Here is a 14,285-nt window from a genome sequence, read left to right as displayed (position 1 = left end):
ATTGAATTCAACGCTGAAGGCAGCCTTTGGGTGAGGTCTTGGGGTGCTGCGTTATTTCTGCCGAAAAGCCCGTTAGTGCAACTGATTAGCGTGGTAGGTTGCGTTTATGAATAAGTTCTCTCGTGTTTGTGCTCGTGCTTTGACAGTTGGGCTTTTGTCCCTTGGCGTGGTTAGTGGTGGTGGCGTGGGTGCGACTGCGCCAGAGGCTGCCGCGTTGACGCCGGAGGAGCAGCATCAGTTCCTAGTTGATCCGGTTGGGGCAGTCTTGTGGCAGGGAATCAAGGGTTCCTCTGATGCGCTGAACAGCAATCGCGGTGCGGCGATGGCAGCGTCGTTCTATTCGATGAATTCGCCGGCACCCGGTATCGGCTTGCCTGCCTTTGATCGTTGCGTGCAAGGCGTGGGTTCCTCCACCACGGTTCCCGGAGTCCGTTACGTGGTCGGCGGATTGTGCGCGATGTTGGACCCGGCCGCGCGAGCGGAGATTGAACGTATCAACTTCACCCCGCAGTACTAGGCTTGAAGGCTGTGAACTCTACTAAGGTGAACACGGAACTTGCCCATAAACACGTCATCGTGATGGGAGTGTCCAGCTGCGGGAAATCCACGGTGGGGCAGCTGCTGGGAGGCCAGGTTGGTCTCGCCTTTAGAGACGGCGACGACATGCATCCGGCCACCAACATCGAAAAGATGTCCGCGGGGCACGCGCTTAACGACGCCGACCGCTGGCCCTGGCTCGAAGCAATCGGGCAGTGGATGCAGGGGCAAACCGAAGGCGCCATCGTGGGATGCTCAGCGCTTAAGCGTTCGTACCGGGATCTGATTCGCACCCATGCGCCTGACACGGTTTTCGTTCATCTGCACGGCAGCTACGAGCTTTTGCTGGAACGCATGCAAAACCGTGCAGGCCATTTCATGCCGGTATCGCTTTTGCAATCGCAGTTCGAAACTTTAGAGGAACTGGGTGAGGACGAGCCGGGGATAGTGCTCGACGTAGCACAAAGCCCCGCAGAACTAGCTGCCGAAGCAGCGAGGTATCTGCGGGGCTAGATGCCCTAAACCGTTGTGGCTTGGCTTTCTTGGACTGAGGCTAACTGGGGCTAAAGCGCTGCAGTAATCCCAAAGATAATAAGCACGAAGACGAAGCCGACGAAGGAAACGAGTGCCTGGTTGAGGGTCCACGTGCGCAGCGTGGTTGCCACGTCCATGCCCATGAGGCGGCCGACCAACCAGAAGCCCGAGTCATTGACGTGGCTGCCAAAAACCGAACCCGCGGCGGTGGCAAGCACGATAAGAGCAAGCTGCACTGCAGAGTAGTCTGCTGCTTCCACAGCCGGGACCATGAGCGCTGCTGCAGTAGTAAGAGCCACGGTGGCAGAACCCTGCGCAAGACGTAGCGCGACCGCAATGAGGTAGCAGGCAAGAATGACAGGAATGCCGAGGCCTGCCATCGAATCAGCCAGAGCATCGCCGATTCCAGAAGTGCGTAGCACGCCGCCGAACATGCCGCCGGCACCGGTAATCAGCACCACTGAGCAAATCGGCCCCAGGGAAGACTCCATGGTCTTTTCGATCGCCGTCTTATCCATTCCGCGCTTGAATCCGAGCGCAATCATCGCGGCAATCGCCGTGATGAGCAGTGCGATGGGGGTCTGGCCTAGGAAGATGAAGAATTTCACCCAGGTGGCATCGCCCGAAATGTGACCGGCGGAGGAAAGCGCCGACAAGCCGGTGTTGCCAAAGATAAGGAGCATTGGGATAAGAAGAATTCCGATGACCGTCGCCGGTGAAGCTGGCTTTTCCGGAAGCTTTTCATCCGCCACGCGTTCGCCGGTCAAAATATCGCCGACAACGAAGGGGTACTTCTTGCCCAAGTGCAGGCCCAGGCGGTAGCCGGAGAGATACCACGTAGGAAGCGCGACCAGCAGGCCGAAGACCAAAATGAGACCGATGTCAGCGCCATAGAATTCGCTGGCAGCGACAGGACCCGGGTGGGGCGGAAGGTAGATGTGCATTACTGAGAACGCGCCGGCCGCGGGAATACCGTAGGCGAGAACCGGGCCGTTAAGACGCCGCGCCACTGCGAAGATCACCGGCAGCATCACGATTAAGCCAGCGTCGAAGAAGATGGGGAAACCCATAATGAGCGAGGCAACGCCTAGCGCAAACGGTGCTTTATCTTCGCCGAAGAGTTTAACCAGGGCGTCGGCAAGCGATTTAGCGCCACCGGAGGTTTCAACCAAGCGCCCGATCATGGCGCCCAAACCAACCAACAGCGCAACGGAACCAAGCGTTGAACCAAAGCCCTTGGTTAGCGTCGGTACTACGCCTTCAAGAGGGATACCGGCAATAAGCGCAGTCAGGGTAGAAACTATGGTCAACACGATGAATGCGTGAACCTTGAAGTAGATCACCATGACCAGAATCAAGGCAACCGCGGCAGCTGCTATCCCCAGCAGAGGGCCGGTTGTAAGCACCGGCTCCCAGGTTTCCATGACGTCCATGGAACTAATCCTTTCTTAAGTTACGGCCTTGCTGTCAAGCCGTAGTTGTGAGTCAGATTATCATCGGAAATAAGCGTGGATATAACCACTCAAATGTGACTTTCGTACCGTGCAGCTCAAATTGGAACCTAAGCGTCAGCGCTACCTCGAAGGAGGACGATGACGACGATTCCATTTATTTAGGACACCGATCTGGGCCAGGCCGACAGACTCGAGACATGTCGACACATATGATGTGGTGTGCAGCGCAATTGAGTAGCTCAACGCATTGATCCAACAAGCTAGAAGGAAGGCCCCATGGTTGCCCCTAAGCGATACGCCGTCGTTGACTTCGAGACCACAGGCTTTGGCTCGACTGATCGAGTCATCGAGATAGGTGTTGTTCTGTTGGACCACAACCGGGAGGTGGAGTCAACGTGGGAGACCTTGGTGCAGCCGCAGCGGGATATTCCGAACTCATTCGTTCACCGCATCACAACGACTGACGTTGTGGATGCGCCCCTTTTCGGCGAAGTCGCAGGGGAATTCTTCGAACTTCTCAACGGGCGCACGGTGGTCGCACACAATGCGCCTTTCGAGGCGCGGTTCTTGCAGAGGGAGTTTTCTAGTTTAGGGGTGGCGTGGCCCAACTACGGGGCGTGGGTGGTTGATACCAAGCGGTTGTTCCAACAGACGTATCCAGGCGAGGGTGCAACCCTTGAGCACGCCTTGGAAGTTGTTGGGATTACAAATGCCCGTCCGCACTCGGCACTGGCAGATGCACTGGCGACTGCAGAGCTGTTTGCCCGGCTGGTTAGCCAAGGGACTGATGTGGTGATAAGCAGCAGAGCAATTACCCTCCCACCGCAGGAGTTTCCTGCCCGCGGCGCGCTTCTACCTCGCACCGCGTTGGCAGAAGATTTGACGCACAAGCGTGGTGAATGGCTGGTCCGCCTGGCAGATACTGCAGCACCTGAAGGCTCCGGAGATGCGGAGAAGTACAAGAAACTGCTCGCGGCAGCGTTGGTAGATAAGGAACTTTCCAAGTCTGAAATTGCTCAGCTGCAGAACCAAGCGCAGCAGGAGGGTCTCACGAGCAATGACGTGATGAGTATTCATGAAGAATTCATCCGGCAGCTCGCCGTGGAGGTTTGGCTTGATGGTGAGGTGACAGAGGAAGAACGTGCCACGCTGCTGTTGCTCAACGAGCAGCTGGGGCTGCCTGCCGATACCGCCGAGGCACTCCTTGCGGCACCGCAGCGAGGGGAAAGTGAACTGGGTATCAGCCTGTCTGCTGGGGACAGAGTGACGTTTACGGGGCAGTTCGATCTTCCCCGAGAAGAATGGGAACGTCGCGCAATGGCAGTAGGGCTAAGTGTCGGCGGCGTGACGAAGAAGTCCGTGCTACTCGTTGCTGCGAACCCTGACTCCATGAGTGGAAAGGCGCGCAAGGCCAGGGAGTACGGCGTCCCAATTATTGGTGAGACGGCTTTTGCTCGTCTGTTGGGCAATATGTCTGGGGGCGGACAACTCGTGGAGCAGGACCTGTCGGCACAGCCTGCTGAACTTGAGCTGACAGAAACCTACGGGATCTTCCCGTGGAGCACTGGCGTTTCTGGCACAAGTGCGCACACTGGCACAAAGGCATTGGCGGTGGAGTGGTGCGCCAAGCACCCAAGACGGAAGCTTTTGGAGCTCTCACCCCAGTTGACGCCGTTTAGTGAGATCGAGGTGCAAAGTTCTTACAAGAGCGGGTACACACAGTGGTTTGCGCGGTTCCCGCAACCGCTGGAGGCAACCGTGGAGGACTTGCGTGATCTTCCAGGAGTAGGCGAACACAAGCTTGTGGCCATGGTGGAAGCCGTGGTTCTTGCAGCCAGTGACAGCGGAAATGCCGCGGTGATCGATAGCATTGGCGCAGCGGAGAACCCTTATGGTGACATCCCCTTGGGGAACAATCCTTTTAGCGATGATGACTCCGCGGGGCGTGCTGCTGAATTTTTGTGTCGAACGTCCGAAGAAATCCGTGCGTTGGACCAAGCCGCGTTGTACATCGGGTGGGCACAGCTAAATGGCGCGGTTGTAGAGGTTGCGTCGTTACCAAGTGCCGTCGCAGCCGAGGTCCCCATAATTACTGCACACCTTGAGCACCAATCCCCAGTGCGGGCTTTGTTCCAACGCGCCGTGGATGAGCTCGATCGAGCCATTGACGGTGATGAACGCAAACGCGGAATCGTTTGCAGCCGGTGGCTTGGTGGGGCGACGTTGGATTCCATCGGCACCGCGTTTGGTCTCACGCGCGAGAGGATCCGTCAGTTGGAGCGACAATTGGCGGAAGATTTTGAGAAGGATAGTGCTCTCTTTAAAGAAGTCGTGGCGGCTGTGGGTAAGCGTGCCCGTCCAATCTTGCCTGTGGATGAGCTCCGAAGGGAGCTACCTGATCTCGTACGAAAGCCAGCAGGGTTTGACGCAACGTTCGGTGAAATTTTCACGGGCATTGGCAAGCAATGGGAAGTTGTTAACGGCTGGTTGGTGTTCAATGGCTTCACTCAGGCCTTGTCAGAGAGGTTAACAACGCTGGCGGACGACCACGGTATTGTTCGGATTGATGAACTCGCCGTGGGCTTAGAAGTTACGCCGGAACGGCTGGAGCAGTACATCGTGACCAACGATGAACTTAAGGTCGCAGTCTTGGACAACTACGTGCTGACAAAGGTCGGCAGCTACCAAGACCGTGCTGTGAGCGTGCTTGCTATAAACGGTGAGCCGATGACTGCAGAGGCGATCATGGATACCCTCGGGGGCGGCAGCCCACGGTCTGCTTCTAATCAATTCTCCATTGACCCTCGTCTGACAAAAGTCTCTGCCGATCAATGGGCGCTGACGGAGTGGGGACACGAGGAATTCAAGAGTATTGCTAGCTGGATCTCTACGCGCCTGGCCGCTAGCACCCGAACTCATACGGTTGTCGATGCCGCAGGCTCCTCGCAGGAAGTCCCTGCGATTGCTTTGAATGAGCTGCTAGCGCAGGCAGAGAGATTGCGAATTTCAGAACTCTCGATCCGCCAATATGCGGCCAATGGAGATTTTGAGACTCGCGACGGCATGGTTATTGCACGAGTGGATGAGTCTGGAAACGTCATGGAGGGCGATATCGCAGATGCCCGCGATGCCTATCTCCGTGACGGCGAGTGGAACCTCTTGCTGACAGTTAACAAGGACCACCTGCGTGGCAGCGGCTTCGCTGTGCCCGCGCCCATTGCTGCGTACTACGGAGTAAAAGTGGGCGAGAGCTGTGCGCTGAGTAGCCGGTTAGGTGAGGAGTTTGTTCGTGTCAATCGTCTTAAGCAAGTCTCGTTGTCAACGATAAAGCGGTTCCTCGACGAGCTCGGTGTCCGCGAGGGCCAGCGGGTGTGGCTCAAGCTGGGCAAAGAAAGGACCTTTGATGTCTCGATCGCACCTGCTGTCCAGCATCATGAGGCTGGGTTGGCTCGCCTCTATGACTTCGTGGGACTTGACGGCACGCTGATGCAGCCTGGTGAATCGACGGAAGATTCGCTAGCTCGAGTTAACGAGATACTGGGACTGAGCCCGCAGGCGCCGCGCCGGCGAACGGTGGCGGTCTTCCGTCATCGCCACCAGGACGAGATCGCTGACCTTATTCAGGAGCTCTAGGGGATTTCATGGAGCAAGGGGGGTGAAATAACGCAGTCCCGTGCATTGCTTAAGATTAAAAAGGGCGAATTTTTCATTTTAGGCGAGTTTTTGGGGTAGATTAATTACAAAAATCGCGATTTTTAACGTTTAGGCGGTGTAATGCCTGTGGAAAAATACGAACCACTGAAAAAGGTGTTTTATCGTGCTACGAGCGGTGGCAGGGAGCTTGTTGCTGAGCAGCTCCGTGTGCGGCGTTCAAGTCCTGCTGCTTTTACCTGGCCCTATGAGGTGGGCAAGCACGGGCTTTTCTACGTTCACACCCGTGGTCTCGCAGAAAGGGTGGAGCGCGTCTGGCGCCAAGAGGTTCAGATTGCTGCGTTGTGGCAGAAGCTTCCAGTGACGGCTAGGGAACACTATTTTCACGAGCTGGTGGTCGATGAAATAAAGGCGACCAACGATATTGAGAACATTTCCTCCACCCGCAAAGAAGTCGCCGCTGCGGTTGAGGCTGAACGCAGCATGGGAAAGGCGTCGGAAGGCGCGCCAGTGCGACGATTCCGGGAAATGGTGCGGCAATACTTGGCCCTCCCCGGCGAATTTTTGGGGCGAGATGACCTTCCACCATTGGGTTTTCCCTCAAACCTGTCTGAGATTCGCTCGCTGTACGACTCCCTCGTCGGCGAAGAAGTAGACAAAGCCGATGTGCCCGATGGCGAGCTCTTCCGAACTGGTGATGTTTCGCTAAACGATGGAGTGCGTGAGCTTCATGCGGGCGCACGGGGCGAGTCCGCCATTCGGGCGCGCCTCGAGGTGATGCTCGATTCTGTTCATGAGTCTCGCGGGGTTCAGCTCTTCGCGGCCTTTGTGGAGCACTTCATGTTTGAACATACCCATCCGTTCTACGACGGCAACGGACGCATGGGGCGATTCCTCCTGAGCATTCGGCTATCACGGCTACTTTCTACCCCGACAGCGTTGTCGCTCTCGGCGGAAATCTTTAGGCAGAAGAGGCGCTACTACGATGCCTTCACTACGGCAGAAGACCCCATGAACTATGGTGAGCTGACTTTCTTTGTCGAGGATATGGCTGCGATGGTCAATGCTGCCCAGGCCCGTTTGTTGTCCTCCCTCGAGGAAAGAAGCGACCGACTGAATAGGCTGGAACAGAGCCTGCGTGCGCTAGAGAGCGAAGGAGCTGCAAGCGAGCTGGCATTGTCAATCGCATTCTTGCTTGGACAGGTCGCGCTTTTTGGTCCACGTGCTGGCCTGAGCTTGGACGAGGTAGCCGGCGTTGTCCGAGTGTCTAAGCAGACCGCGCGTAAAGGGATTGCCGAGCTCGAGAGCATGGGCTACGTCGAGTTCTTGTCGCGGCGCCCGCTCGTTACGGCACTTACCGCGCCGGGATTGACGTGGCTTGGGCTCGTAGAGTGACGAGCCCAGAAATCTTCGCTGCTGAGGTTGGTTACGCCCAAGGACTCGGCGGCTTCATCGAGGGTCTCGAAGATGTTGATGCCGTCGATGACAAGCTGGCCGTCGTCGTTGACCACAGCATCGACAACCCACTCTGGATCCACGGGATCGAGGAGGTCGCCGGCATCGCATGCCAATACATTTGATGTGCCAGCCACTCATCGCCTTGCGAGCGATCTGCAACCAATTCAGGCCAGTAATCGTGTGATGCACGGTCTGCGATGTGAATGTTGGTTGATCAGTCGGTGGGCGCGAAATTCGCGGCTTGGTTAATACGGCTAAAGCGCCAGAAGGCATCAGTGAGTTGTGTGCCGATGATGTGATTGGGAGCGTTTTTGAAAGCCACGGCGTAAAAACTTTCGGCCTGCTCTGCCTGAAGGTGTGCAGTTGCGAATGCGGCTTCCATTCTTGGTTGCGTGATAAAGGCAGCAACGAGTGTTGAGTGGCATGTGCCTAAATCTTCGTCAACGACTAGGTAAACGTTTGCATACCTGGTAATTACTTTAGCTAGGGCTGGTCATATCTTTCGTGGCCGGCAAAGAGTTAAGGTAGGAGGACACGTATGTCCATGCTGAATGCGTTACTCGCAGAAGGTGCAGTTGACCTGCACGGCCGCGCGAGTGACTGGCGTGAGGCTATTGAGTTGGCGGGCGGTTTGCTCGTTGCGGCGGGCAAGACGAGCCCGGCATACACCGAGGCGATGGTGCAGTCGGTGGAAGTAAATGGTCCATACATTGTGGTCGCACCGGGCTTTGCCTTTGCTCATGCGCGGCCGTCGGAAGCAGTGCGCGAAACGGCGTTGTCGTGGGTGCGCTTGGACACTCCAGTGGAGTTTGGCTCCAAGGCCAATGACCCCGTGACTCTTGTCGTAGCACTTGCAGCGAAGGATTCGTCCGAGCATCTGAAGGCTATGAAGGAGCTGGCCGGGCTGCTGGGGAAGAAGGACGTGCGTGCGCGTCTGGATTCTGTAGAAAGCGAAGCTGAGCTGCGCCAGGCGCTTGTGGATGTTGCGAACGGTGGGGCAGGAGCGGCGTCGGCAAGCGCGTCTCTTGCAGCTGATCACAGTGACGCGCGCGATGGCGCCGAGCACCAGACCGCGGCTGATTCGGTGGCCTCAAAGGGCAAAATCTACACCGTGTGCGGTAATGGCCTGGGCACGTCGTTGTTCCTGAAGAACACGCTGGAGCAGGTCCTTGATGAATGGGGCTGGGGCAAGTACCTCACCGTCGAGGCAACAGACACGATTTCGGCCAAGGGGCGTGCGAAGGAAGCTGATTTCCTGCTGACCTCCGGGGAGATCGCTGCAACGCTCGGCGATGTCGGAGTGCCCGTCCACGTCATCGAAGACTTTACGAACATGTCCGAAATCGATTCTGCTCTGCGCGAGCTTTACGACGTCTAAGGAGCACTCATGGATGTCCTATTGAACATTGCCAACTTCTTGGTCAATGAAATTCTCTCCGTGCCGGCGTTCCTAATCGGCATCATTACCGCGGTGGGTCTCGCCGCGATGGGCCGTGGCGTGGGCCAGGTCCTCGGCGGCGCTATCAAGGCAACGCTCGGCTTCTTGCTCGTGGGCGCGGGTGCCGGCTTGGTCACCGCCTCGCTGGAACCCCTCGGCGCCATGATCACCGGCGCCACCGGCGCGCAGGGCGTGGTGCCCACCAACGAGGCCATCGTGGGCATTGCCCAGGACCAGTTCGGTTCCCAAGTGGCGTGGATTATGATTCTGGGCTTCGTGGTCTCCTTGATCCTGGCCCGGTTTACCCCGATGAGCTATGTGTTCCTGACCGGCCACCACGTGCTGTTCATGGCCACCTTGCTGACCATGGTCCTTGCACCTGCTGGATACTCTTCCTGGATCGTGGTTGCCTTTGGCGCCGCGTTGCTGGGTATCTTGATGGTCTCCCTGCCTGCCATCGCACACCCGTGGACGCGCCGCATCACCGGCGACGACTCCATCGCAATTGGTCACTTCGGCACCGCCGGCTACCTCGCTGCCGGTGCCGTGGGCAAGGCAGTTGGCGGCAAGGGCGAGAAGATGTCCAAGTCCACGGAGGAGCTCAAGCTTCCCGAAGGCCTGCGCTTCCTGCGCGACTCTATGGTGGCTACCGCACTGTCCATGGCGCTCATGTACATCGTGCTCGCCGTCATGTTCATGGTGCGCGCTGGTACCGAGGAGGCCTTCACTGCATTCGAAGGCGGTGCCACCAACGTGGGTAACTACCTTATGCAGTCCTTTACCCAAGGCCTCCAATTCGGCGTGGCCGTGGCCGTGATCCTCTTCGGCGTGCGCACCATCCTGGGCGAGCTCGTCCCTGCATTCCAGGGCATCGCTGCCAAGGTCGTCCCCGGTGCCATCCCGGCTCTGGACGCGCCTATCGTCTTCCCGTATGCACAAAACGCCGTGCTGGTGGGCTTCATCTTCTCCTTCATCGGCGGCCTCATCGGCCTCGCTGTTCTGGCCGCATGGCTCGGCCCAACATTCGGCGTGGCGCTGATCCTGCCAGGCCTCGTGCCGCACTTCTTCACAGGTGGTGCAGCGGGCGTCTACGCCAACGCAACCGGCGGACGCCGCGGCGCCATCTTCGGTGCGTTTGTTAACGGCCTCATCATCACTTTCCTACCGGCCTTCCTCTTGGGCGTGCTCGGCTCCTTCGGCGATGCCAACACCACCTTTGGCGACGCCGACTTTGGCTGGTTCGGCCTGCTTTTGGGTTGGTCCTCCAAGGCCGGTGGAGCGTTGGGCCTCGTGCTCATCGCTGTACTTGGCTTGGTCGTCTTGGCCCTGGGCTGGTTCTCTCAGCGCAAGCTTGTGGCCACCAACTGGGACCCCACTCCGTGGCGTGAGCAGCCGGGCGCTGCCACCCCAAAGGCTGAGGAGTCTGGCGTTAAGCCGCTTGCCGCTGGCCAGACCGCAGCTTCGAAGAAGTACCCCAAGGTGCTTCCTCCGAAGGGTGCTCCGGTTCCGCCTTCTCGGGGCTAACCTCCAAAGCGCGCAAGGTTCTCCTTGCGCGCTTTTTTGCGCGCCCGTGCACAGGATAAATTGGAGGCCTAACTAGCCGATGTCCACACTGCTTAAGGAAGATAATGTCTACTGTTCCTTTCATTCTCGATACCGATACCGCCCAAGACGATTGCGTAGCAATCTTGGTTGGATTGTTGGACAAGCGCGCGGATTTCCGTGCCATCACGATGGTGGCTGGCAACGTGGGCTTTGAGCAGCAGATTAAGAATGCGCACATGACCTTGAATGCGGCGGGCAAGCTGGGCGAGGTGCCTATCTATGCCGGTTGCTCGCAGCCGATGCTGCAGGAGTGGGCCTCGGCAGAAGACGTGCACGGTGACGGTTCGGGAGGCCTCAGCATGGACTACTCGGGCTGCGAGGTAGAAAAAGAGCATGCTGTCGACGCCCTGTTGCGTATCACCGCGGAGAACCCAGGCGAGGTGTCCGTGGTGGCAATCGGGCCGCTGACGAATATCGCAACGGCAGTGGTCAAAGACCGCAACTTTGTGAAGAACGTGAAGTCGCTCTACATCATGGGCGGTTCCAACAATGGCCGTGGAAACATTACGCCGGCCGCGGAGTTTAACTTTTACGTCGACCCGGAAGCGGCGCAGATTGTCTTCAGCGCCGGCTTCGCGGACATCGTCGTGATGCCATGGGATCCAGTGACCTTCAATGACGCCACCATGCCGCGTGCAGAGTATGACCAAAAGGTCGCGGTGGGTACCCCGATTGCCAAGTTTTTCAAGGCCATGTGCGATACCACCTTGGACTTCGATGAAGCCGCCGGTATTGGCGGTTCCACCCACCCGGATTCGATGACGCTAGCAACGCTGTTGCACCCAGAACTCATCCAAGAATCCGGGCGCTACAAGGTAGACGTGGTCACGGGCAACGGGATTACGCGAGGCTATGCGGCAATGGCGTGGGAGACCTTTGGCTTGGAAGCTAACGCGACGGTCATCGAAAAGGCGGACCGCGAAAGCTTCTTTGGCTTGCTTGACGACGTCCTGGAAACCCAGACCAACCCAAACCGTCCGATTCAGAAAGCGGACTAGAACAGGTCCCAGATGGTGACTGCCAGAATCACCGAACCAAAGAAGAACACAAAGTAGTTCCACGGGTCATGGCGGTAGGCCTTGTACTCCTTGACCCGGTGGAACATGTAGACCGGAAGCAGGAAGATAAGCACCGCATCGAAGACGCCACCCACCAAGTAGATGAGGTTGAGAATTGGCGGATTGAACACCGAGACCAGCGTGCCGGTGACAAAGATGAACGTGTAGACGATGGTGAGCAATCCGCGGCGGTTCAGACGGTTCGCAGTGCGTGGCGCGATGAGGCGCACCATGTAAGAGGTGCCCTCCTCAGCGCCGAGCATGGTGCCGAAGTAAGAGGTAATAATCGCGAAGATAACGACCATCGGGGCCAGCCAGGCAAGCAGCGGTACGCCGGTGACGTTGGCGAAGTAGGACAGCACGGGCAGGTTCTGCTCCGTTGCTTCCTTCATGCCATCGGCGCCCAAGGCCAACACGCAGGACCAGACAAAGAACATCGTGAAGATGACCAGCAGAGCGGCGGTGTAGAGCTCGATGCGGGTAACGCGCTTTTCCGTCTTCTCGCCGTAGGTTGGCTGCATATCCACGGAGAATTGGGAAAGGCCGGCCATGTGCGAGAAAGAAAAGGCAAGAACCGGCAGAATCAGCACCGAGCCCAGCAGAATATAAGGCCAGCTGCCATCTTGATATTCCACTTCCATGAAGGAACGCAGGTCCCACTGCGGGATCAGATAAATCGAGGTAGCAGCCAAAGAGATGATGAGCGGATAGACCAGTGCCTGCGCCAGCCACAGCATGGGCTTGCGGCCGATGGCGAAGATGCCGGTCAGGATGCCCACGCACAGGACCGAAAGAACCCAGCGGTTAATGGATGGTCCGTGGAGCTGATTGACAATGAAGCTGTCGATGGCGTTGGTCAACGAGATGGCGTAGATGAACACCGTGGGGATGTTCGCCAGCGAGTACATCAATGCCACGAAGAGGCCGGTATGCCGGCCCAAGTACTTGCGTACCAGCTCGAGGACGTCAAGCCCGTGGTCTTTGACCGGAGCGCCCGAGACGATGCGCGCGTAGGTGCGGTGGGAGAAATAGACCACTGGGAAGATGATGGCCGTAGCAAAGGCCAGCGGCCAGAAGCCAAAGGTGCCCGCCTGTAGCGGAAGGAAGAGGATACCTGCGCCCATCGCGGTGCCGAAGAGCGCGAGCACCCAGCCCAGCGCAGTACCTTCGGTCTTCTTTCCCTCGCGACCTACTGGGGAGGCAGTAGATGCGGTCTCGTCCGCGGCGGGCGCGGCAGTGTCAAAAGTTGTCATCGGCTAGTTCTCCCCTTAGTAGTCCACTGCATCGCGCACGATAGGGCAGGTCATGCAGTGTCCGCCACCGCGACCACGGCCCAGTTCGGCGGAGCCGATCTCGATGACTTCGACGCCGGCGTCGCGAAGCTTGGCATTGGTGTGTTTGTTGCGATCGTAAGCCACGACCACTCCGGGCTCCAAGGCAACCACGTTGTTGGCGTCATCCCACTGCTCACGCGCCGCGGCATAGGAATTGCCGCCAGTTTCTACGACGTGGAGCTTATCCAGGCCGAGCGCTTCCTCGACCACCGTGACGAAGTGCTTGTCTGGGCTTTCGAGTTCCAGCTTCTTCTGATCATCTGCAGGGCGCAGGATAAGCGGACGGATGGTATCCACCACGCGCGGATAGGCGGTGGCCTTGTCGGCGTCGAGGAAGGTGAACACGGTATCCAGGTGCATCGAGGCGCGATCTGGGGCCATGGCTGCGATGATGACCTTTTCTGCTGCACCCGCCTTGAACAGGTTGCTGGCCAAGCGGCTCACACCCTGCCAAGTAGTGCGCTCGCCCATGCCCACTAGGACTGCACCATTGCCCACCGGCATGATGTCGCCGCCTTCGAGGGCGGCAAGGCCTGGGTCCTCGTCCGTGTCGCCGTACCAGAACTCAAAGGATGCGTTGGCAAAGCGCGGATGGTAGCGGTAGATAGCACGCGTGAGCATCGTCTCCTGGTGGCGGGCAGGAAGGCGCATCGGATTCAGCGAGACACCGCCGTAAATCCAGGCGGAGTTATCGCGGGAGAACTGGCTATTGGGCAGAGGACGCAGCGCGAACTCATCGGGAGCGTACACGTTGCGCATGGTGTCAATGACGCCGTGGCCGAGGCCTTTGGGGATTTCGTTGAAAGGCACTCCGCCGATGAGAAGTTCGGCCAGAGTCTTGTTGTCCAGCCCGCTAAACCACTCGCGCAATTCGCTGCCCACGCCCACGCCGACGTTCTTATCCAGTAGCTTGTTGCCGAGGATGAACTCGCGGCCTTCCTTGGTCGCCAGCGTTTCTTCTAGCAGGATGCGCATGTGCAACACCTCGACGCCGCGCTCTTCCATGCGGGCGACGAACTCATCGTGGTGGCGTTGCGCTTCCTCGACCCACAGGACGTCGTCGAAAAGCAGCTCCTTGCAGTTGTTTGGAGTGAGCCTCTCGTGTGCCAAGCCGGGGCGGCAGACCATTACCTGGCGGAGTTTGCCTACCTCTGACCAAGCGCCGAGTTGCTGTCCGTCTTTGTTACCGGAGGTTTCAACAGAATCCATCATGTAA

Annotated in this window: 12 protein-coding genes; 7 read left to right on the top strand and 5 right to left on the bottom strand. The window is 58.1% G+C overall.

Translation table 11 applies throughout. From position 1 onward, the window contains the following. Nucleotides 1-106: 106 nt before the first annotated feature. Both HMPREF3169_RS01835 and HMPREF3169_RS01830 read left to right on the top strand, forming a co-directional pair. A complete protein-coding gene (locus HMPREF3169_RS01835) occupies nucleotides 107-517 on the top strand; it encodes a hypothetical protein (RefSeq protein ID WP_223197716.1) in 411 nt (136 codons plus the stop codon). 62 nt (nucleotides 518-579) lie between these two features. Beyond that, complete coding sequence (locus tag HMPREF3169_RS01830; RefSeq protein WP_070455572.1) at nucleotides 580-1,050, top strand: gluconokinase; 471 nt, start codon at nucleotides 580-582, stop codon at nucleotides 1,048-1,050. A 50-nt stretch (nucleotides 1,051-1,100) separates the two neighbouring features. Here HMPREF3169_RS01830 and HMPREF3169_RS01825 read toward each other — a convergent pair whose 3' ends face one another. Then, nucleotides 1,101-2,495, bottom strand: a complete 1,395-nt coding sequence (locus HMPREF3169_RS01825) for a GntP family permease (protein ID WP_062044349.1) — start codon at nucleotides 2,493-2,495, stop codon at nucleotides 1,101-1,103. A 306-nt stretch (nucleotides 2,496-2,801) separates the two neighbouring features. Between HMPREF3169_RS01825 and HMPREF3169_RS01820 the strand changes: the two genes are divergently transcribed. Together HMPREF3169_RS01820 and HMPREF3169_RS01815 are read left to right on the top strand one after the other, a co-directional pair. Then, a complete protein-coding gene (locus HMPREF3169_RS01820; protein ID WP_070455531.1) occupies nucleotides 2,802-6,158 on the top strand; it encodes an exonuclease domain-containing protein in 3,357 nt (1,118 codons plus the stop codon). A 228-nt stretch (nucleotides 6,159-6,386) separates the two neighbouring features. After that, complete coding sequence (locus HMPREF3169_RS01815; RefSeq protein ID WP_235591005.1) at nucleotides 6,387-7,571, top strand: Fic family protein; 1,185 nt, start codon at nucleotides 6,387-6,389, stop codon at nucleotides 7,569-7,571. Here the strand turns inward: HMPREF3169_RS01815 and HMPREF3169_RS13215 are convergent. Next, complete coding sequence (locus tag HMPREF3169_RS13215; protein WP_201040650.1) at nucleotides 7,490-7,768, bottom strand: hypothetical protein; 279 nt, start codon at nucleotides 7,766-7,768, stop codon at nucleotides 7,490-7,492. The two genes, HMPREF3169_RS01815 and HMPREF3169_RS13215, sit on opposite strands and share 82 nt — an antisense overlap. Before the next feature lie 80 nt (nucleotides 7,769-7,848). Continuing rightward, nucleotides 7,849-8,016, bottom strand: a complete 168-nt coding sequence (locus HMPREF3169_RS13210) for a hypothetical protein (RefSeq protein ID WP_201040651.1) — start codon at nucleotides 8,014-8,016, stop codon at nucleotides 7,849-7,851. 156 nt (nucleotides 8,017-8,172) lie between these two features. Here HMPREF3169_RS13210 and HMPREF3169_RS01805 point away from each other — a divergent pair, with 156 nt between their 5' ends. From HMPREF3169_RS01805 to HMPREF3169_RS01795, 3 genes are all read left to right on the top strand, one after another. Further along, nucleotides 8,173-9,012 carry a PTS sugar transporter subunit IIAB gene (locus HMPREF3169_RS01805; RefSeq protein WP_061920895.1) on the top strand — a complete coding sequence of 280 codons (840 nt, stop codon included), beginning with the start codon at nucleotides 8,173-8,175 and terminating at the stop codon, nucleotides 9,010-9,012. Nucleotides 9,013-9,021: 9 nt separating this feature from the next. Continuing rightward, entirely contained in the window at nucleotides 9,022-10,596 is a 1,575-nt protein-coding gene (locus tag HMPREF3169_RS01800) for a PTS ascorbate transporter subunit IIC (protein WP_070455530.1), read from the top strand. Between the two features lie 104 nt (nucleotides 10,597-10,700). Continuing rightward, nucleotides 10,701-11,675 (top strand): nucleoside hydrolase, encoded by a 975-nt coding sequence (locus HMPREF3169_RS01795; RefSeq protein ID WP_061920899.1) that lies wholly within the window; start codon nucleotides 10,701-10,703, stop codon nucleotides 11,673-11,675. Here the strand turns inward: HMPREF3169_RS01795 and HMPREF3169_RS01790 are convergent. Together HMPREF3169_RS01790 and HMPREF3169_RS01785 are read right to left on the bottom strand one after the other, a co-directional pair. Further along, on the bottom strand, nucleotides 11,672-12,988 hold the full coding sequence (locus HMPREF3169_RS01790) for an amino acid permease (protein WP_061920901.1): 1,317 nt from the start codon (nucleotides 12,986-12,988) through the stop codon (nucleotides 11,672-11,674). The genes HMPREF3169_RS01795 and HMPREF3169_RS01790 overlap by 4 nt on opposite strands. Nucleotides 12,989-13,003: 15 nt before the next feature. Next, on the bottom strand, nucleotides 13,004-14,281 hold the full coding sequence (locus HMPREF3169_RS01785) for an arginine deiminase (protein WP_061920904.1): 1,278 nt from the start codon (nucleotides 14,279-14,281) through the stop codon (nucleotides 13,004-13,006). Nucleotides 14,282-14,285: the final 4 nt, after the last annotated feature.

The organism is Corynebacterium sp. HMSC08C04 (genome assembly GCF_001807495.1).
Taxonomy (GTDB): Bacteria; Actinomycetota; Actinomycetes; order Mycobacteriales; family Mycobacteriaceae; genus Corynebacterium; species Corynebacterium simulans.
The sequence above is the reverse complement of the archived record's forward strand: the minus strand, read 5'-3'. Positions and strand labels throughout refer to the sequence as shown.

Excerpts from the sequence above, each read along its gene's own strand:
- HMPREF3169_RS13210 (WP_201040651.1), bottom strand. The coding sequence starts at position 8,016 with ATGGAAGCCGCATTCGCAACTGCACACCTTCAGGCAGAGCAGGCCGAA.
- HMPREF3169_RS01795 (WP_061920899.1), top strand. The coding sequence starts at position 10,701 with ATGTCTACTGTTCCTTTCATTCTCGATACCGATACCGCCCAAGACGAT.
- HMPREF3169_RS01820 (WP_070455531.1), top strand. The coding sequence starts at position 2,802 with ATGGTTGCCCCTAAGCGATACGCCGTCGTTGACTTCGAGACCACAGGC.
- HMPREF3169_RS01835 (WP_223197716.1), top strand. The coding sequence starts at position 107 with ATGAATAAGTTCTCTCGTGTTTGTGCTCGTGCTTTGACAGTTGGGCTT.
- HMPREF3169_RS01785 (WP_061920904.1), bottom strand. The coding sequence starts at position 14,281 with ATGATGGATTCTGTTGAAACCTCCGGTAACAAAGACGGACAGCAACTC.
- HMPREF3169_RS01790 (WP_061920901.1), bottom strand. The coding sequence starts at position 12,988 with ATGACAACTTTTGACACTGCCGCGCCCGCCGCGGACGAGACCGCATCT.
- HMPREF3169_RS01805 (WP_061920895.1), top strand. The coding sequence starts at position 8,173 with ATGTCCATGCTGAATGCGTTACTCGCAGAAGGTGCAGTTGACCTGCAC.
- HMPREF3169_RS01825 (WP_062044349.1), bottom strand. The coding sequence starts at position 2,495 with ATGGAAACCTGGGAGCCGGTGCTTACAACCGGCCCTCTGCTGGGGATA.
- HMPREF3169_RS01800 (WP_070455530.1), top strand. The coding sequence starts at position 9,022 with ATGGATGTCCTATTGAACATTGCCAACTTCTTGGTCAATGAAATTCTC.
- HMPREF3169_RS01830 (WP_070455572.1), top strand. The coding sequence starts at position 580 with ATGGGAGTGTCCAGCTGCGGGAAATCCACGGTGGGGCAGCTGCTGGGA.